The organism is Janthinobacterium sp. GW823-FHT01H08 (assembly GCF_058797855.1).
Genome location: NZ_CM179504.1, coordinates 657,054 through 675,345 on the forward strand (window position 1 = coordinate 657,054; position 18,292 = coordinate 675,345).

15 protein-coding genes and 4 tRNA genes are annotated in these 18,292 nt (G+C 59.4%); 16 read left to right on the top strand and 3 right to left on the bottom strand.

Annotated elements, in window-relative coordinates; genetic code table 11:
• Positions 1–72 precede the first annotated feature (72 nt).
• The 3 genes from ttcA to AC3RCG_RS02910 are packed head-to-tail and all read right to left on the bottom strand — an operon-like array spanning position 73 to position 2,280.
• Positions 73–1,035 carry a tRNA 2-thiocytidine(32) synthetase TtcA gene (gene ttcA, locus AC3RCG_RS02900; protein WP_409028786.1) on the bottom strand — a complete coding sequence of 321 codons (963 nt, stop codon included), beginning with the start codon at positions 1,033–1,035 and terminating at the stop codon, positions 73–75.
• Between the two features lie 5 nt (positions 1,036–1,040).
• Positions 1,041–1,439, bottom strand: a complete 399-nt coding sequence (locus AC3RCG_RS02905; protein WP_070220805.1) for a dihydroneopterin aldolase — start codon at positions 1,437–1,439, stop codon at positions 1,041–1,043.
• 52 nt (positions 1,440–1,491) lie between these two features.
• Positions 1,492–2,280: an SDR family oxidoreductase gene (locus AC3RCG_RS02910; RefSeq protein WP_492402368.1), complete on the bottom strand. Its 789-nt coding sequence runs from the start codon at positions 2,278–2,280 to the stop codon at positions 1,492–1,494.
• 74 nt (positions 2,281–2,354) lie between these two features.
• Between AC3RCG_RS02910 and AC3RCG_RS02915 the strand changes: the two genes are divergently transcribed.
• The 16 genes from AC3RCG_RS02915 to rpoB all read left to right on the top strand — a co-directional run bounded on the left by AC3RCG_RS02915 (position 2,355) and on the right by rpoB (position 18,219).
• Positions 2,355–3,506, top strand: a complete 1,152-nt coding sequence (locus AC3RCG_RS02915; RefSeq protein WP_230504094.1) for a class I SAM-dependent methyltransferase — start codon at positions 2,355–2,357, stop codon at positions 3,504–3,506.
• Between the two features lie 149 nt (positions 3,507–3,655).
• Positions 3,656–4,747, top strand: coding sequence for a J domain-containing protein (locus AC3RCG_RS02920; protein ID WP_070220799.1), 1,092 nt, complete (start codon positions 3,656–3,658; stop codon positions 4,745–4,747).
• Positions 4,748–4,810: 63 nt separating this feature from the next.
• On the top strand, positions 4,811–6,406 hold the full coding sequence (locus AC3RCG_RS02925; RefSeq protein WP_070220797.1) for a DUF3369 domain-containing protein: 1,596 nt from the start codon (positions 4,811–4,813) through the stop codon (positions 6,404–6,406).
• Between the two features lie 133 nt (positions 6,407–6,539).
• On the top strand, positions 6,540–8,186 hold the full coding sequence (locus AC3RCG_RS02930) for a response regulator (protein ID WP_230504090.1): 1,647 nt from the start codon (positions 6,540–6,542) through the stop codon (positions 8,184–8,186).
• Between the two features lie 232 nt (positions 8,187–8,418).
• Positions 8,419–8,503, top strand: a tRNA-Tyr gene (locus AC3RCG_RS02935).
• A gap of 63 nt (positions 8,504–8,566) precedes the next feature.
• Positions 8,567–8,640, top strand: a tRNA-Gly gene (locus tag AC3RCG_RS02940).
• 43 nt (positions 8,641–8,683) lie between these two features.
• Positions 8,684–8,758: transfer RNA gene (locus AC3RCG_RS02945), tRNA-Thr, on the top strand.
• A gap of 88 nt (positions 8,759–8,846) precedes the next feature.
• Complete coding sequence (tuf, locus tag AC3RCG_RS02950; protein ID WP_077398776.1) at positions 8,847–10,037, top strand: elongation factor Tu; 1,191 nt, start codon at positions 8,847–8,849, stop codon at positions 10,035–10,037.
• 66 nt (positions 10,038–10,103) lie between these two features.
• Positions 10,104–10,179, top strand: a tRNA-Trp gene (locus AC3RCG_RS02955).
• Positions 10,180–10,211: 32 nt separating this feature from the next.
• Positions 10,212–10,595, top strand: a complete 384-nt coding sequence (secE, locus tag AC3RCG_RS02960; protein ID WP_010394308.1) for a preprotein translocase subunit SecE — start codon at positions 10,212–10,214, stop codon at positions 10,593–10,595.
• The gene (gene nusG / locus AC3RCG_RS02965) at positions 10,595–11,221 is read left to right on the top strand and encodes a transcription termination/antitermination protein NusG (RefSeq protein WP_070223388.1); all 627 of its coding nucleotides are present in this window, start codon (positions 10,595–10,597) and stop codon (positions 11,219–11,221) included. Before secE ends, nusG begins: the two co-directional genes overlap by 1 nt.
• Before the next feature lie 218 nt (positions 11,222–11,439).
• The gene (rplK, locus tag AC3RCG_RS02970; protein ID WP_034783246.1) at positions 11,440–11,874 is read left to right on the top strand and encodes a 50S ribosomal protein L11; all 435 of its coding nucleotides are present in this window, start codon (positions 11,440–11,442) and stop codon (positions 11,872–11,874) included.
• Positions 11,874–12,569: a 50S ribosomal protein L1 gene (gene rplA / locus AC3RCG_RS02975; protein WP_034753134.1), complete on the top strand. Its 696-nt coding sequence runs from the start codon at positions 11,874–11,876 to the stop codon at positions 12,567–12,569. The genes rplK and rplA overlap by 1 nt, the downstream gene beginning before the upstream one ends.
• 320 nt (positions 12,570–12,889) lie before the next feature.
• Entirely contained in the window at positions 12,890–13,429 is a 540-nt protein-coding gene (gene rplJ / locus AC3RCG_RS02980; RefSeq protein ID WP_034753621.1) for a 50S ribosomal protein L10, read from the top strand.
• Positions 13,430–13,496: 67 nt separating this feature from the next.
• Entirely contained in the window at positions 13,497–13,868 is a 372-nt protein-coding gene (gene rplL, locus AC3RCG_RS02985) for a 50S ribosomal protein L7/L12 (RefSeq protein WP_070223390.1), read from the top strand.
• 244 nt (positions 13,869–14,112) lie between these two features.
• A complete protein-coding gene (gene rpoB / locus AC3RCG_RS02990; protein WP_070223392.1) occupies positions 14,113–18,219 on the top strand; it encodes a DNA-directed RNA polymerase subunit beta in 4,107 nt (1,368 codons plus the stop codon).
• Positions 18,220–18,292 lie beyond the last annotated feature (73 nt).

Below are 18,292 nucleotides of genomic sequence, written 5' to 3' on the forward strand. Positions count from 1 at the left end.
GGGAGGGGGAAAGAGGCGGGGCGCCGCCACCTGGGCGGTGGCGGCGAAACAACACGGGCTGAGAACAGCCGATTACAGCGCTTGCAGCGGAATCGTGCCGAACGTGGTCGGCGTCGAGCACGGCTCTTCGTCGAAGGCGATGTCGCCCATGGGGTTGGCCACGCCATCCGCCTTCAAGTCCTTGAAGCCGAACAGTTTCGGATCCATCAGGTGCGATGGCGCCACGTTCGACAGGGCCGAGAAGATGCTTTCCACGCGGCCCGGGAATTTCTTGTCCCATTCGCGCATCAAACCCTTGATCTGCTTGCGCTGCAGGTTTTCCTGCGAACCGCACAAATCGCATGGAATGATGGGGAAGCCCTTGACTTCCGCATAGCGCTGCGTGTCTTCTTCCTTCACATACGCCATCGGGCGGATGACGATGTGCTTGCCGTCGTCCGATTGCAGCTTGGCCGGCATGCCTTTCAGTTTGCCGCCGAAGAACATATTCAGGAAGAACGTTTCCAAAATATCATCGCGGTGGTGGCCCAGGGCGATCTTGTTGGCGCCCAGCTCGTCGGCCACGCGGTACAGGATGCCGCGGCGCAGGCGCGAGCACAGCGAGCAGGTCGTCTTGCCTTCCGGGATCAGGCGCTTGACGATGCTGTAGGTATCCTGGTTTTCGATATGGAAGGCCACGCCCAGTTCCGTCAGGTAGGCGGGCAGGATTTCCGGCGGGAAGTTCGGCTGCTTCTGATCCAGGTTGACGGCGACGATATCGAAGTGAATCGGCGCACGCTCGCGCAAGGTCATCAGGATGTCCAGCAGGGCATAGCTATCCTTGCCGCCCGACAGGCACACCATTACCTTGTCGCCGTCTTCGATCATATTGAAGTCGCCGATGGCCTGGCCGACCAGGCGGCACAGGCGCTTGTGCAGCTTGTTGTTTTCCAGGGCGATCTTTTCCGCCTTCTTGCGCGCCAGTTTCTGCGCTTCCACATTGGCCGGGAATTCCACGGCCGTCGTCGTCGTTTCCAGCACGGCGGTGTTGCTCATGTTGTTCATGCTTCATCCTTGATCTTGAATACTTCCACGCCCACGCCTTCGCAGTCGGGATACACGTCCGGTTTCATGCTCGACACGCGCGCGGCGCGCACGCGCGGGTGCGCCAGCATGGCGGCGAGCACGTCGTCGACCAGGCTTTCCTGCAGCTGCACGTGGCCTTGCGCCATGCGCCTGGCGATGGTTTCGCGCATGAAGTCGTAATCGACCACCTCTTCCAGCTGGTCATCCTTGGGCGTCGACAGGGCCAGGGGAATGTACAGGTCGACGTTGATGAGGACGCGCTGCTCGCCCTTTTTTTCGAAGTCGTAGACGCCGATGTTGATGAGGACTTCGTAATTGCGCAGGAACAGCCGGCGGCAATCAAGCAGGCGAGGGTGGGACAGGGCGGACGACATAGTTTTACCTTTTCGGGAATGCTGAATGCGGGTTGTTTGGCAGGGCTGCTGATTATTTGGTCAAAAACATGACGTCGCGCGGCAAGCCGATCAAATGCTGGCCGCCATCGACCAGCAGGGTCGTGCCCGTCAGCGCGCGCGCGCCGGCCACGTAACAGACGCTGTCGGCCACATCTTCGGGCGTGCTGGAGCGTCCCAGCGGCGTGTTTTCATGCGCCTTGGCAAAGTTCGCTGCCGTCTGCTCGCCGGAGACCATGGTGATGCCGGGGGCAATGCCCACCACGCGCACTTTCGGCGCCAGCGCCTGGGCCAGCATGGTGGTCGCCGACAGCAGCGCCGCCTTGGACAGGGTGTACGACAAAAAATCAGGATTGAGATTGTACAGTTTTTGGTCCAGCAAGTTGATGACCACGGCTTGCCCGCCTGCCGGGGTGGCATGGTACAGCGCTTGCGCCAGCAGGATGGGGGCGGCCAGGTTGGCGTGCATGTGGGCGTCCAGGGCGGCGAAGGAAAAATCGCCCGCATTGTCGTATTCAAACAACGATGCGTTGTTGACTACGCAAGTGACGGGCCCCAGCGCCGCCTGTGCCTGCGGCAGCAGCTGGCGCACGGCGTCTTCCTGCGCCAGGTCGCAGGCGAACGCTTGCGCGCGGCGGCCCAGCGCCGTGATGTCCGCCACCAGGCTGAGCGCTTCATCGCGCGAGTCGCGGTAGTGGACGGCGATATCCCAGCCGTCACGCGCCATGCCCAGCGCGATGGCGCGGCCGATGCGGCGCGCCGCGCCCGTGACAAGGGCGACGCGGGGAATGCTGTCGAAGGGCGTTGTCGTTGCTTCTGTCATGTCTTTGCTATGGTTGAGATATTCGGTGGACGCCACACTGGCGGCATGCGCCGCCGATTCGCTACAATGCGGGAATGTCTCTTCCCGCACCCGATAGCGACGCGCTGGCCGCGTCCCATGCCTTGCAGCACCAGATTGCCGCCGAAATCGCGCGCAATGACGGCGCCATTCCTTTTGTCCGCTTCATGGAGCTGGCGCTGTACGCGCCTGACCTCGGCTATTACAGCGGCGGCGCCGCCAAGCTGGGCAAAGATGGCGATTTTACAACCGCGCCGGAGATTTCGCCCCTGTTCGGCGCCACGCTGGCCCATGTGGCAGCCGCTATTATGGCGCAAACGGCCCCGCGCATCCTCGAATTCGGCGCCGGCACGGGCAAGCTGGCTTTCGATATCCTGACGGAAGCGGCGAATGCCGGCATCGCTATCGAACAGTATGCGATCGTCGAATTGTCCGGCGAATTGCGCGCGCGCCAGGAGCTGGCGCTGGCCGGCTTCCCGCAGGTGGTGTGGCTCGACGGCTTTCCCGACAGTTTTGAAGGCGCCGTGTTCGGCAATGAAGTGCTCGACGCCATGCCCGTCAACCTGATCAGCAAGACGCCCGCCGGCTGGTGCGAACTCGACGTCAGCATTGCCGACGGCCAGTTCGTGTTTGTCGAACGCCCTGCCGGCGCCGACGTGGCCGCGCAGATCGCCGCCCAGGTGCCGGACGCCGATGACTTGCCGGTCGGCTATGTCACAGAAATTCATGGCGTGGCCTGCGGCTTCATGCGCTCGCTGGCGCGCATGCTGACCAATGGCAAGGGCGGCGCGGCCGTGCTGTTCGATTACGGTTTTCCTGCGCACGAGTATTATCTGGACTTGCGCGCCACGGGCACCCTGATGTGCCATTATCGCCACCATGCCCACGCGGAACCGTTTTATCTGCCCGGTTTGCAGGACATCACGGCTCACGTGGATTTTACGGCCATGGCGGTGGCGGCGCAGGATGCGGGCCTCGACGTGCTCGCATACATGAACCAGGCGTCCTTCCTGCTGGGCTCCGGTATCGGCGACTTGCTGCTGCGCACCGACCCCGAGCAGGTCAAGACCTACCTGCCGCAGGCCAGCGCCGTGCAAAAGCTGGTGTCGCCGGCCGAGATGGGCGAATTGTTCAAGGTGCTGGCGGTGGGGCACCAGGTGGCGTTGCCGGAAGCGCTGTTGTCCAGTGACCGCAGTCACCGTCTGTAAGCGCGGTCAATATCAAGGCAGGGCCGTACCGCCCTGTAATTTCCTGTCCGCCGGTGGTTATTATCTTGTCATATCGTATATGATGACCGACACAGCACGGTTCCATCCTGCAAGAACCCGTCGCCGCGCACCGATTTCAAGATAGAACGATGGGAAAGATACATACACACTATGACAACCTGAAAGTGGCGCGCCTGGCGCCGCAGGAAGTCATACGTGCCGCGTATAAAGCCCTCAGCCAGAAATACCACCCCGACAAGAATCCCGGCGACGAAAAGGCCGCCCGCATCATGGCCATCCTCAACAGCGCCTATGGCACCTTGTCCGATCCGCAACGCCGCAAGGAACACGACGAATGGATCGCCGCCGAGGAGTGGGAAATCGAATGGCTGGAAAGCACCCACCACGAAGAAGGCAAGAGCCGCGATGGCCGCGCGAAAGGCCATGCCCAATCGCATGAGCACACCTGGGCGCAGGATGTGCCGCCGCCGAAGGGCAAGCCGCGGAGTGGGGCGCTGCCCATCTGGCGCAACTGGCGCTGGTGGCTGAGTTTGCTTGTCTGCCTGCTGCTGGGCTGGCTGGGCGCCTTGCTGATGCTCGATACCTCACCGCCCGTGCCTGCCGCGCTGGCGTCGGCCTGGAGCGGGCTGGCCCGCGATGGCGCCAGGGTGCACCCGGACACGGCAACGGCGGAGAGCGCAGCTACGCCGCCGGCAAAAAACGAGGCGGTGGCTATCGATAGCTGGGCCGTGGGCAAGCCGTATGCGGCCGAGCCCGCGCAAGCGAAGGCGCCCGAGATCCGCGTGCTGGCCGTGGCGCAGCTGAGCCTGAAAGCCAGCCGGCCCGCCTGCGATGGCGCCAGCCAGGCCGAGTCGGCGGGGCTGGTGGCGCCGAATGGCGAGCCTTGGCCGGCGCGGTCCGGCTATGTCGATGGCTTCCCGATCGGCAACAAGGGCGATGAACTGAGTTTGACCATCGATAACAGCAGCAATACGGCACCCGTCTTCGTCAAGCTGTATGACCAGGAGCGGCGCTCGAATGTGCGCTACCTGTATATCCTGGCCAATGACAAGCTGACCGTGGAGCAGCTCAGCGCGGGCAAATACGAAGTGCGCTACCAGGCCGTCGGGCCAGGCCAGGACAATTGCGGCGGCACCACGCGCAGCGGCGCCTCGATACCGGCGCCGGCGCCTGCCGCGGGAGAGGGTGGTACGCAGAATCCTGTTGTAAGCAGCATCTAATCTGATTATGCTTGATATGCGTCAACGCAGCGTCCACATCGAACTTATCCCTTAGGAGTATTCATGACCGACCTCAAAGCCGATGCAGATGATAACTGGCTGCTCGACGAAGATGAGCCGGTGGCCAGTCCAGCCGGGTTGGCCGCGCCCGACCAGCGCCTGTGGCGTGTGCTGATCGTCGATGACGATGTCGATGTGCATGCGGTCACGCGGCTGGCGCTGCGCAATGTCAGCTTCAAGGGCCGCGAACTGGAACTGTTTTCCGCCTACAGCGGCCGCGAGGGGTACGAGATCCTGCGCGACACGCCCGATATCGCGCTGGTGCTGCTCGACGTGGTGATGGAAACGGATGATGCCGGCCTGATCCTCGCCAAGCGCATCCGCGCCGACCTGAACAACTCCATCGTGCGCGTCGTGCTGCGCACGGGCCAGCCGGGCCAGGCGCCCGAGCAGCGCGTCATCATCGAATACGACATCAACGATTACAAGGCCAAGACGGAGCTGACGACGCAAAAGCTGTTTACCACCGTTATCTCGGCCTTGCGCGCCTACGAGAGCCTGATGATGCTCGAGCGCAGCCGCATCGGCCTGGGCAAGATCCTCGCCGGCGCCACCAATCTGTACCAGATCCATTCGCTGCGCGAATTCGCTTCCGGCGTGCTCAACCAGGTTAGCGCCATCCTCGACGTGGGTGCCGACGGCGTGCTGTGCCTGATGCAGGGCGGCGCCGGGCGGCCCGAGGTGGTCGCTGCCACGGGCACCTACGCCGTGCTGGCCGAGGCGGAAGCCATGCCGGCCGACCACGCGCTCACGCCCACCATCGACAAGGCGTTCGCGGAAAAACGCAGCCAGTTCGAGCACCCGGCCAATGTGCTGTTCATCCACACGGAAGGCAACCGCGAGCTGGCCATTTCCGTCACGCCGCCGTGGCCGCTGGCGCAGATCCAGCGCGACTTGCTGGAAGTGTTTTGCCAGCGCATCGCCGCCGCCTTCGACAATCTGTACATGTTCGGCCAGCTGCGCAAGGCGCAGGAAGCGACCGTCGTGGCGCTGGCCGACCTGGCCGAGTTCCGCGACAGCGACACGGGCGGCCACGTGCGGCGCGTGCAGCAGCTGTCCGACGCCATCGCCCTGCGCATCCAGCAGCGCGGGGTGTATGCCGACGAACTCACGCCGCAGCTGCTCGACATGATCGGCCTGGCCAGCATCCTGCACGACGTGGGCAAGGTGGCCACGCCGGACGCCGTGCTGCTCAAGCCGGGCCGGCATACGGACGAGGAGCGGGTGCAGATGCAGCTGCACGCCAGCGTCGGGCGCACCATCCTCGAGCGGGCCGCCAACATGGTCGACGGCGTCAGCTACCTCACGTATGGCGCGCAGATCGCGGGCGGCCACCATGAACATTTCGACGGCGCCGGCTATCCGAACGGGCTGAAGGGACGCGACATTCCCTTGGCCGCGCGCATCGTTGCCGTGGTCGACGTCTTCGATGCCTTGCTGCATGAGCGGCCGTACAAGGAGCCGTGGCCGTATCCGCAGGTGCGCGAATACATCGAACAGCGCAGCGGCAGCCAGTTCGATCCGGAAGTGGTGGCGGCGCTGCTGGATCTGATCGACAACGAGCCGCAACTGTGGCATCCGGAGCGCGCCACCGCTTGAGCAGCAACTTCGTTGGCGCTTTTCGGCACGGCCCCATTCCCTTGCGCGCGGCGCCGTCATATACTCGGCAGCCTCATGCTGGCCGGCGCCACGCACCGGTGTGGCGCGCCGCGGAGTTTTCGGACATCACGACATGAAAGAACTCAAGGGCCTTAGCGCACTGATCATCGAGCCGCATCCGGGCATGCGCGCCAGCCTGCACAATATGCTCAACCTGTGCGGCCTGGCGAAGATCGACGACGCGGCCAGCTCGGGCCAGGCGATCCGCATGCTGGGCAGCAAATCGTATGATCTGATCCTGTGCGAATACGACCTCGGCGGCGGGCAGGATGGCCAGCAGATGCTGGAAGACTTGCGCCACCATAAATTGATGCACGCGTCGACCATGTTCTTCATGGTCACGGGCGAAGGCAGCTTCGCCAAGGTGGTCAGCGCCGTCGAGCTGTTGCCCACCGATTACATCCTCAAGCCATTTACCGCTGACAACATGCTCGAGCGCATAGCCCGCGCGCTCGACAAGCGCAATGCCTTCGTGCCCGTGTACGAACTGATCGACGTGGGCAATGAGCGCGCGGCGATCGCCGCCTGCACCGAGGGCGCGAGCCTGTACCCCCGTTACGCCACGGATTTCCTGCGCCTGCGCGCGGAGCTGCATTTGCTGCTGGGCGAGGCGGCCGATGCCGAACCGATCTACACAGCCTTATACGAAAGCAAGTCCATCGGCTGGGCGCGCCTGGGGCAGGCCAAGACGCAGTTCCTGCTGGGCGAGTACGAAGCGGCGCAGGGCACCCTGGAAGGGCTGCTGGAAAACAACAAGCGTTTTCTCGACGCCTATGACTGGCTGGCGCGCACGCATATGGCGCAAGGCAAGCCGGAACTGGCGCAGGCGGCCTTGAGCGAAGCGGTGGCCCTGTCGCCGCATGCCGTGCGCCGCTTGCGCCGCCTGGGCGAGGCGGCCCTGGCGGCCGACGATATCGACATGGCGGAAAAATCCCTGAAACTGGTGGTCAGCAAGGCCAAATATTCGGAATTCCGCGATCCGGAAGACCATGTGCGCCTGGTGCAGACCCTGGTGCGCAAGGGAGATCCCTTGCAGGCGGGCGCCGTGATCCGCGACCTCGACAAATCGATGGGCGGGCAAAAGAATGCGGAACTGTGCAGCGCCCTGTGCAGCGCCATGCTGCATGCGCATACGGGCAACGAGGAGCGCCTGCAGCAATCGCTCGACGCGGCCCTGGCCGCCAACCGGCACAGCGTGGGCAGCTCGAATACGCTGAAAACGGAGCTGGCGCGCCACTGCCTGGCGCACGGCCGCGAAGACGGCGCGGCCGAGGTGATGCGCGAAGTCATGCGCAATGCGCCCGACAGCGCGGCCATGACGCGCGCCATGGCCGTGTTCGAACAGGCGGGGCGCGAGGAACTGGCCAAGGCATTGGCGCGGCAAAGCCGCCAGGAAGTGGCCGACATGGTGGCGGCCGGGGCAGCCCGGGCGGGCGAGGGCGATTTCCGCGGCGCCGTCGATCTGATGGGCGAGGCCGTCACGCGCCTGCCCGACAATCCGCAGGTGGTCTTCAATGCGGCCGTGGCCGTGCTGAAATGCCTGGAGCACGAGGGCTGGGATGAGCGCATGGGGCAGCAGGCGCTGACTTTTATCGCCGGCGTGCGCCGCCTGGACCCGCGCAATCCCAAATTGCCCGTGCTGTCGGGCCTGCATCAGCAGTTGTTGCGTAAATACAAGCCCTTGGGCAATGCCTGGATGCATCCGCCTGACGCAAGGTAAGCGGGGAAATGCGGGGCAAATGACGGGAAAATGCGGCTTGCCGGCAGGGGCGATAAAAAAAATACGAAAAAAGCTGACTTTTTCGCGCCAACCCTTGCACTTTCTCAAATCGGGAGCTTATAATCACGCCCCGAAGCAGCCAACTTCTTCTTTATACGCAAATGCAGCAGTCAGGCATCAGTGAATAAGGTTGACAGTTGTGAGTAGATGCTTCATACTCTGCGGTTCCCGCGGAGGGGTGGCCGAGTGGTTAAAGGCGACAGACTGTAAATCTGTTCTCTATGAGTACGCTGGTTCGAATCCAGCCCCCTCCACCAAGTTTTTGCAAGGAAAACTGGGTAGTAGCAAAAAGCAAGTGAAGATAAAGTGAACGATACCTCGCGGGTGTAGCTCAATGGTAGAGCAGAAGCCTTCCAAGCTTACGACGAGGGTTCGATTCCCTTCACCCGCTCCAGTTTCCGTTCAGATGCTTGATGCATCGCATGCAACAAATTACAGCCCTTGTAGCTCAGTGGTAGAGCACTCCCTTGGTAAGGGAGAGGCCACGTGTTCGATCCACGTCAAGGGCACCAGAATTCGCAGCAGGCAGCACAGAAGCAATTCAAACCAGACCGTCGGGCGTGTGCCTGAGCAATCTAATCAAATCATTAGGAGTTCAAAATGGCAAAAGGTAAATTCGAACGGACCAAGCCGCACGTCAACGTCGGCACCATCGGCCACGTCGACCACGGTAAAACCACGCTGACCGCTGCAATCGCAACGGTTCTGTCGAAGAAATTCGGCGGCGAAGCTAAAGCATACGACCAGATCGATGCAGCACCAGAAGAAAAAGCGCGCGGTATCACGATTAACACCGCCCACGTCGAGTACGAAACGGAAACGCGTCACTACGCGCACGTTGACTGCCCAGGCCACGCCGATTACATCAAAAACATGATTACCGGTGCAGCCCAGATGGACGGCGCGATCCTGGTGTGCTCCGCAGCTGACGGCCCAATGCCACAGACCCGCGAACACATCCTGCTGGCCCGCCAAGTTGGCGTTCCATACATCATCGTGTTCCTGAACAAGTGCGACCTGGTCGACGACGCAGAGCTGCTGGAACTGGTTGAAATGGAAGTGCGCGAGCTGTTGTCGAAGTACGAATTCCCAGGCGACGACCTGCCTATCATCAAAGGTTCGGCACGTATGGCGCTGGAAGGCAAAGAAGGCGAAATGGGCGTTGACGCAGTGCTGCGTCTGGCCGATGCGCTGGATGCTTACATCCCAACGCCAGAGCGCGCTGTTGACGGTGCGTTCCTGATGCCAGTGGAAGACGTGTTCTCGATCTCGGGTCGCGGTACCGTTGTGACCGGTCGTATCGAGCGCGGCATTGTCAAAGTCGGCGAAGAGATCGAAATCGTCGGTATCACCGATACCGTCAAAACGACTTGCACCGGCGTGGAAATGTTCCGCAAGCTGCTGGACCAAGGTCAAGCTGGCGACAACGTTGGTCTGCTGCTGCGCGGCACCAAGCGTGAAGACGTGCAACGTGGTCAAGTTCTGGCCAAGCCAGGCTCGATCAAGCCGCATGCGCACTTCACCGGCGAGATCTATGTTCTGTCGAAAGACGAAGGCGGCCGTCATACGCCATTCTTCAACAACTACCGTCCACAGTTCTACTTCCGCACGACGGACGTAACCGGTTCGATCGAGTTGCCAGCAGACAAAGAAATGGTCATGCCAGGCGATAACGTGTCGATCACCGTCAAGCTGATCAACCCGATCGCGATGGAAGAAGGTCTGCGCTTCGCTATCCGTGAAGGCGGCCGTACCGTCGGCGCCGGCGTGGTTGCAAAAATCATCGCATAAGGAAATGTTATGCTTCCACCCGGGGCGTCCTGGGTGGTAGAATAGCACTCCTCGAAAGTTTTACGTAGGGACGTAGCTCAATTGGCAGAGCGTCGGTCTCCAAAACCGAAGGTTGGGGGTTCGATGCCCTCCGTCCCTGCCACCGTCAAGGTGCAGGGCACCGAAAGTAGAAAAATGTCAAATCAATCCGTGCAAACCGTTAGCACGTCGAGTGACAAGATAAAAGTCGCGCTGGCAATAGTAGCTGCGATTGCAGGAGTAGTCGGGTTTTATTACCTGGCAGGCCAACCAGCTCTGGTGCGTGCAAGCGCGCTTGTGGCTGGTTTGGTTATTGCTGTTGCGCTCTTGTATGTCTCGACGACCGGCCGTGAATTTCTCAATTTCGCCAAAGAAGCTGTGCGCGAAACCAAGAAAGTCGTTTGGCCTACCCGCAAAGAAGCCACGCAGATTACCGCGATCGTGTTTGCCTTTGTGCTGGTCATGGCGATTTTCCTGTGGGGCACGGATAAATTGCTCGAGTTTTTGTTGTATGACGTAATTCTGGGTTGGAAAAAATAATGAGCGAAAATGTGCATGATGAAGCGGCGGAAGAGTCCGTTCCGGGCGACGCTCCGGCAGCGGATACTGGTGCAGCGCTGAGCGTGCCAGTGAGCAGCAAGCGCTGGTATGTCGTGCATGCTTATTCCGGCATGGAAAAAAGCGTCATGCGCGCACTGACCGAGCGCATCGAGCGCGCGGGCATGCAAGACCAGTTCGGCCAGATCCTGGTGCCGATCGAAGAAGTTGTCGAAGTCAAGAATGGCGTGAAGTCCGTCACCGAACGTCGTTTCTATCCTGGCTATGTGCTGGTTGAAATGGAAATGACGGACGAGAGTTGGCACTTGGTCAAGAACACCAGCAAGGTTACCGGTTTCATTGGTGGCAAGTCGAACAAGCCGACGCCGATCTCCGCGCGCGAAATCGACGGCATCATGAAGCAGATGCAGGAAGGCGTTGAAAAGCCCCGTCCGAAAACCTTGTACGAGGTGGGCGAGCAGGTACGCATCAAGGATGGTCCGTTCACCGATTTCAACGGCAATGTCGAAGAAGTCAATTACGAGAAATCCAAAGTGCGCGTCTCTGTCACCATCTTCGGCCGCGCTACCCCGGTAGAGCTCGAATTCGGCCAGGTCGAAAAAGTTTAAGGCGGTTCACAAAACCGTAGCGAGCGGATGTGGGTTGTGGCTGAGAAGCGGAGCTGTGCAAATGCACAGTGAGCATCGGAAGCCGCAAATCGCGCCGCGCAGTAGGTTTGAAAGCGCCACCAGGAGCGTTGCGGTAGTAACAGCAAAATCCGGTCAGAGGAGCCCCGCCAGGGTAGGATCGGCGGGGCGCTACTACTCAATCCAAGATAGGAGCCATCATGGCAAAGAAAATCATTGGTTTTATCAAGCTGCAAGTGCCAGCTGGTAAAGCAAACCCATCCCCACCAATCGGTCCAGCTCTGGGTCAACGCGGTCTGAACATCATGGAATTCTGCAAAGCGTTCAACGCGCAGACCCAAGGTATGGAACCAGGCATGCCGATCCCAGTCGTGATCACCGCGTTCGCTGACAAGTCCTTCACGTTCGTGATGAAGACGCCTCCAGCAACCTACCTGATCAAAAAAGCTGCTGCGATCACCAAAGGTTCGCCGAAGCCACATACCGACAAAGTCGGTACGCTGACCCGCGCACAAGCTGAAGAAATCGCTAAATTGAAAACCCCTGATCTGACCGCTGCCGACATGGATGCTGCTGTACGCACCATCGCTGGTTCCGCTCGTTCGATTGGTATCACGGTGGAAGGTGTTGTATAATGGCTAAGTTATCCAAACGTATCAAGGCTTTGAAAGCCAAAGTCGACCGTACCAAAGTGTACGCTTTCGACAACGCTGTCGCTCTGATCAAAGAGTGCGCAACGGCCAAGTTCAATGAATCGATCGACGTATCGGTACAACTGGGTGTTGATCCTAAGAAATCCGACCAAGTGGTGCGCGGCTCCGTCGTGCTGCCAGCTGGTACCGGCAAAACCGTACGCGTGGCAGTCTTCGCGTCGGGCGAAAAAGCGGAAGCTGCCAAAGCAGCTGGCGCCGACATCGTTGGTATGGAAGACCTGGCCGAGCAGATCAAAGCCGGCGACATGCCTTTCGACATCGTCATCGCTTCGCCAGATACCATGCGTATCGTTGGTACCCTGGGTCAGATCCTGGGCCCACGCGGCATGATGCCTAACCCGAAAGTCGGCACTGTTACTCCTGACGTCGCTACCGCCGTGAAAAACGCGAAAGCCGGTCAAGTTCAGTACCGTACCGACAAATCCGGTATCATCCACGCTACCATCGGCCGTAAATCGTTCGCTGACGCAGATCTGAAGTCGAATCTGGTCGCACTGATCGACGCACTGAACAAAGCCAAGCCAGCATCGAGCAAAGGCGTGTACCTGCGCAAAGTTTCGCTGTCGTCGACCATGGGCGCTGGCGTCCGTGTTGACCAGGCTAGCCTGGCAGCTTAAGTAACAGAATCAAGTCCTGTAGCGCCTTCGGGCGCTGCGGGCGCATCTTTGGGCTGTCTGCCTGGTGTTCACATCAGGCAGGCAGACAATCAAAGACCGTTGGGCCGACTGCGATTGCACATGCAGAAGGTTAATAGGCTTGCCGGCAACGGCAAGTGCCCAACGCAGATGGTGTACCCGAACAAGTTTTGTAGTCCTCATGCTGCGTGAATCCATCCGCTCAGTTTAGTACTTCTTGACTTCGGACGCCGTGTTCGAACCGATGCAAGGCGCTCAACCACTCGGTTGTGATCGCTGAACATCATTTAAGGAGGTTGACCGTGAGTCTCAATCTGAATGACAAAAAGGCCGTCGTCGCCGAAGTTTCCGCACAAGTAGCAAATGCGCAAACGATCGTCGTGGCCGAATATCGTGGCATCCAGGTTGGTCACTTGACGCAACTGCGTGCTAAAGCGCGTGCCCAAGGCGTGTACCTGCGTGTGTTGAAAAACACTCTGGCTCGTCGCTCCGTTGAAGGTACCGCATTCGCCAGCCTGGCAGATGCCATGACCGGCCCGTTGATCTACTCGATCTCGGCCGATGCCGTTGCAGCAGCTAAAGTCATCGCTGACTTCGCTAAAACCAACGACAAACTGGTCATCAAAGCAGGTAACTACGCAGGCAAGCCGCTGGATACAGCTGCTGTCACCGCGTTGGCGAGCATTCCTAGCCGTGAAGTCCTCATTTCGCAGTTGTTGGGCGTTATGCTGGCTCCGGTTTCGGGCTTTGCACGTGGTCTGGCTGCCCTGGCAGCGAAAAAAGGCGAAGGCGCCGAAGCTCCTGCAGAAGCAGCAGCAGAAGAAGCCCCAGCAGCCGCTTAATTGCGCGCGCTTTTTTCTCTCAGTACCAATCTGATGTAACTAACGTAATAAATTTAGGAGTTTCAAAATGGCAATTAGCAAAGACGATATCCTGGAAGCAGTTAGCGCCATGTCCGTAATGGACCTGAACGACCTGGTTAAAGCATTCGAAGAAAAATTCGGCGTGTCCGCAGCAGCAATGGCTTCGGCCGGTCCTGCAGCAGGCCCAGCAGCAGCTGCTGAAGAGCAAACCGAGTTCAACGTTGTTCTGGACACCTTCGGCGCAAACAAAGTTGGCGTCATTAAAGCAGTTCGCGAAATCACCGGCCTGGGCTTGAAAGAAGCTAAAGACCTGGTCGATGGCGCACCAAAAACTGTGAAAGAAGCAGTGTCGAAAGCTGACGCTGAAGCTGCAGTGAAGAAACTGGTTGAAGCCGGCGCAACCGCTTCGATGAAGTAATATCTGTACCGGCGGCAGTTAGCGCCCGAGTCAAAGTCTGAGGTTTCCCCTCGCAAGGGGGGAAATCCGACTTTGGCTCCTTTGTCGTCTGCATCGTATTTGTCATGTAGTTGTAGCAGCAGTTTTTATTCGATTCAAGCCGGAAAGCAGAGCCTTGAGGTTTCGTCTGTGTCACACGCAGCGGTGCAAACGAACACTTGCAAAACCTGAATTTTCTATCCTTTCTGTCACTCACGGAGTGTCCATGCACTACTCATTTACTGAGAAGAAACGCATTCGCAAATCATTCGCGAAGCGCGCCAACGTTCACCACGTTCCGTTCCTGCTGGCGACCCAGCTCGAGTCTTATCATAGCTTCTTGCAAGAGGACATAGCACCGTCCGGCCGCAAGAATGATGGCCTGCAGTCGGCTTTCACCTCGATTTTCCCTATCGTGTCGCACAATGGTTTTGCGCGACTCGAATTCTTGTCGTACGTTCTGGGCGATCCTGCCTTTGACGTCAAAGAATGTCAACAACGTGGCCTGACGTTCGCGTCGCCGCTGCGCGCGAAAGTGCGCCTGGTGATCCTGGACAAGGAATCGCCGACCAAGCCCGTCGTCAAAGAGATGAAGGAACAGGAAGTCTACATGGGCGAATTGCCGCTCATGACGACCACCGGTTCGTTCGTGATCAACGGCACGGAGCGGGTGATCGTTTCCCAGCTGCACCGTTCGCCTGGCGTGTTCTTCGAGCACGACCGCGGCAAGACTCACTCGTCCGGTAAGCTGCTGTTCTCCGCGCGTATCATTCCTTACCGCGGTTCGTGGCTGGACTTCGAGTTCGACCCGAAAGACATCCTGTTCTTCCGCGTCGACCGCCGCCGCAAGATGCCAGTGACGATTCTGCTTAAAGCCATCGGCATGTCGCACGAGCAAATCCTGGCGAACTTCTTCGTCTTCGACAATTTCAACCTGCGCTCCGAAGGCGCGGAAATGGAATTCGTCTCCGAGCGTCTGCGCGGCGAAGTGGCGCGTTTCGACATCGTCGACAAGTCGGGCAAGACCCTGGTGCTGAAAGACAAGCGTATCAACGCGAAACACGTGCGTGATATCGAAGCTGCCGGCATCAAGCACATTTCCGTACCGGAAGACTACCTGCTGGGCCGCGTATTGGCGAAGAATATCGTCGATGGCGACACCGGTGAAGTCGTCGCTTCCGCGAACGATGAGCTGACGGAAGACCTGTTGGGCCGCCTGCGCGACGCCAACATTTCCGAAATCCAGACCTTGTACACGAACGACCTGGACCAGGGCGCCTACATCTCGCAAACCCTGCGTATCGACGACACCGCCGACCAGATGGCTGCGAAAGTGGCGATCTACCGCATGATGCGTCCAGGCGAACCGCCAACGGAAGATTCCGTTGAAGCGCTGTTCAATGGCCTGTTCTACAACTCGGACCGCTACGACCTGTCGGCCGTGGGCCGCATGAAGTTCAACCGTCGCATTGGCCGCGATGAACTGACCGGCGCCATGACGCTGTCGAACGAAGACGTGCTGGCCGTGATCAAGATCTTGGTGGAACTGCGCAATGGCCGCGGCGAAGTCGACGATATCGATCACTTGGGTAACCGTCGCGTACGTTGCGTGGGCGAACTGGCCGAGAATCAATTCCGCGCCGGCCTGGTGCGTGTTGAGCGCGCCGTCAAGGAACGCCTCGGCCAAGCCGAAGCGGACAACCTGATGCCGCACGACCTGATCAACTCGAAGCCGATTTCGGCTGCGATTCGCGAGTTCTTCGGTTCGTCCCAGCTGTCGCAGTTTATGGACCAAACCAATCCTCTGTCGGAAATTACCCACAAGCGCCGCGTATCGGCTCTGGGACCCGGCGGTCTGACACGCGAACGCGCCGGCTTTGAAGTGCGCGACGTGCATCCGACCCACTACGGCCGCGTCTGCCCGATCGAGACACCGGAAGGTCCGAACATTGGTCTGATCAACTCGCTGGCTCTGTACGCCCGCCTGAATGAATACGGCTTCCTGGAAACCCCGTACCGCAAGGTCGAAGGCTCCAAGATTACCGATCAGATCGACTACCTGTCCGCCATCGAAGAAGGCCGCTACATCATCGCTCAGGCGAATGCGACCATCAACGACGCCGGCATGTTGTCCGATGAACTGGTCTCGGCCCGTGAAGCCGGCGAAACCATCCTGGTCTCCCCGGAGCGCATCCAGTACATGGACGTGGCGCCAGGCCAGATCGTTTCCGTCGCTGCCTCGCTGATTCCGTTCCTCGAACACGATGATGCAAACCGTGCATTGATGGGCGCCAACATGCAACGCCAGGCCGTGCCTTGCTTGCGTCCGGAAAAAGCGCTGGTCGGTACCGGTATCGAACGCACCGTTGCGGTCGACTCGGGCACCACCGTGCAAGCGCTGCGTGGCGGTATCGTCGATTACATCGATGCGGGCCGTGTCGTGATTCGCGTCAATGATGACGAAGCGCAAGCTGGTGAAGTGGGCGTCGACATCTACAACCTGATCAAGTACACCCGTTCGAACCAGAACACCAACATCAACCAGCGTCCTATCGTGCAAGTGGGCGACCGTGTTGCCAAGCGCGACGTGATCGCCGACGGCGCATCGACCGACCTGGGTGAATTGGCGCTGGGCCAGAACATGACCGTGGCCTTCATGCCATGGAATGGTCTGAACTTCGAAGATTCGATCCTGATCTCGGAAAACGTCGTCAAGGACGACCGCTACACCTCGATTCACATCGAAGAGTTGTCGGTGGTGGCCCGTGACACGAAACTGGGCGCGGAAGAAATTACGCGCGACATCTCGAACCTGGCTGAAAATCAGCTGGCACGTCTGGATGAGTCCGGTATCGTCTACATCGGTGCAGAAGTCCAAGCGGGCGACACCCTGGTTGGTAAAGTGACGCCAAAAGGCGAAACCCAGCTGACCCCGGAAGAGAAGCTGCTGCGCGCGATTTTCGGCGAAAAAGCCTCGGACGTGAAAGATACGTCGCTGCGCGTGCCTTCGGGCATGATCGGTACCGTGATCGACGTGCAAGTCTTCACCCGTGAAGGCATTGTGCGCGACAAGCGTGCCCAGCAAATTATCGATGACGAACTGAAACGCTTCCGTCTGGACTTGAACGACCAGATGCGTATCGTTGAAGGCGATGCCTTCCAGCGTCTGGAAAAAATGCTGATCGGCAAAGTTGTCAACGGCGGCCCGAAAAAGCTGGCCAAAGGCGCCAAGATCACCAAGGAATACCTGGCCGATCTGGACAAATACCACTGGTTCGACATCCGCCCTGCGGACGACGATGCCGCGGTAGCGCTGGAAGCGATCAAGGAGTCGATCAACGAGAAGCGTCACCAGTTCGATCTGGCCTTCGAAGAGAAGCGCAAGAAACTGACGCAAGGCGATGAGCTGCAACCAGGCGTGCAAAAAATGGTCAAGGTCTACCTGGCCGTGAAACGCCGCCTGCAGTCGGGCGACAAGATGGCAGGTCGCCACGGTAACAAGGGTGTGGTTTCCCGTATTGTTCCTGTGGAAGACATGCCATACATGGCCGACGGCACGCCAGCCGACGTTGTGCTGAACCCGCTGGGCGTTCCTTCGCGGATGAACGTTGGTCAGATTCTCGAGACGCACTTGGGCTGGGCTGCCAAGGGTCTGGGTATCCGCATCGGCGAAATGCTGAAGGCGCAAACCAAGGTCGAGCAAGTGCGCAAGTACCTGACGACGATCTACAACGACAACGGCCGTGCGGAAGACCTGAACGACTTCGACGATGAAGAGATCATGAAGCTGGCGGAAAACCTGAAAAAAGGTGTTCCATTCGCCACGCCAGTGTTCGACGGCGCCAATGAAGAAGAGATCCGCCGCATGCTGGACCTGGCGTATCCGGACGACATCGCCAAGAACCTGGGCATGACCGCTTCGAAAAACCAGGTGACCATGTATGACGGTCGCACCGGTGAAGCGTTCGAGCGCAAGGTCACTGTCGGCGTCATGCACATGCTGAAACTGCATCACTTGGTTGATGACAAGATGCATGCGCGTTCGACCGGTCCTTACTCGCTGGTGACGCAACAGCCGCTGGGTGGTAAAGCCCAGTTCGGTGGTCAGCGTTTCGGTGAGATGGAAGTCTGGGCACTGGAAGCGTATGGCGCGTCGTATGTCTTGCAAGAGATGTTGACGGTCAAGTCCGATGACGTGAATGGCCGTACCAAAGTGTACGAGAACCTCGTCAAGGGCGACCACGTGATCGACGCCGGCATGCCGGAATCGTTCAACGTGCTGGTCAAGGAAATCCGTTCGCTGGGTATCGATATCGACCTCGAACGCAACTAAACGACAGCACCCTGTCATTTGGTTTGGGAAACACAAAGCCCGGCTGGGAAACCACGCCGGGCAATGTAGTCTC

What these genes read in the sequence shown, in the direction of transcription:
- ttcA (WP_409028786.1), bottom strand. Translation starts at nt 1,035, where the DNA reads ATGAGCAACACCGCCGTGCTGGAAACGACGACGACGGCCGTGGAATTC.
- secE (WP_010394308.1), top strand. Translation starts at nt 10,212, where the DNA reads ATGTCAAATCAATCCGTGCAAACCGTTAGCACGTCGAGTGACAAGATA.
- tuf (WP_077398776.1), top strand. Translation starts at nt 8,847, where the DNA reads ATGGCAAAAGGTAAATTCGAACGGACCAAGCCGCACGTCAACGTCGGC.
- AC3RCG_RS02930 (WP_230504090.1), top strand. Translation starts at nt 6,540, where the DNA reads ATGAAAGAACTCAAGGGCCTTAGCGCACTGATCATCGAGCCGCATCCG.
- rplL (WP_070223390.1), top strand. Translation starts at nt 13,497, where the DNA reads ATGGCAATTAGCAAAGACGATATCCTGGAAGCAGTTAGCGCCATGTCC.
- AC3RCG_RS02910 (WP_492402368.1), bottom strand. Translation starts at nt 2,280, where the DNA reads ATGACAGAAGCAACGACAACGCCCTTCGACAGCATTCCCCGCGTCGCC.
- nusG (WP_070223388.1), top strand. Translation starts at nt 10,595, where the DNA reads ATGAGCGAAAATGTGCATGATGAAGCGGCGGAAGAGTCCGTTCCGGGC.
- rplK (WP_034783246.1), top strand. Translation starts at nt 11,440, where the DNA reads ATGGCAAAGAAAATCATTGGTTTTATCAAGCTGCAAGTGCCAGCTGGT.
- rpoB (WP_070223392.1), top strand. Translation starts at nt 14,113, where the DNA reads ATGCACTACTCATTTACTGAGAAGAAACGCATTCGCAAATCATTCGCG.
- AC3RCG_RS02925 (WP_070220797.1), top strand. Translation starts at nt 4,811, where the DNA reads ATGACCGACCTCAAAGCCGATGCAGATGATAACTGGCTGCTCGACGAA.
- AC3RCG_RS02915 (WP_230504094.1), top strand. Translation starts at nt 2,355, where the DNA reads ATGTCTCTTCCCGCACCCGATAGCGACGCGCTGGCCGCGTCCCATGCC.
- AC3RCG_RS02905 (WP_070220805.1), bottom strand. Translation starts at nt 1,439, where the DNA reads ATGTCGTCCGCCCTGTCCCACCCTCGCCTGCTTGATTGCCGCCGGCTG.
- rplA (WP_034753134.1), top strand. Translation starts at nt 11,874, where the DNA reads ATGGCTAAGTTATCCAAACGTATCAAGGCTTTGAAAGCCAAAGTCGAC.
- AC3RCG_RS02920 (WP_070220799.1), top strand. Translation starts at nt 3,656, where the DNA reads ATGGGAAAGATACATACACACTATGACAACCTGAAAGTGGCGCGCCTG.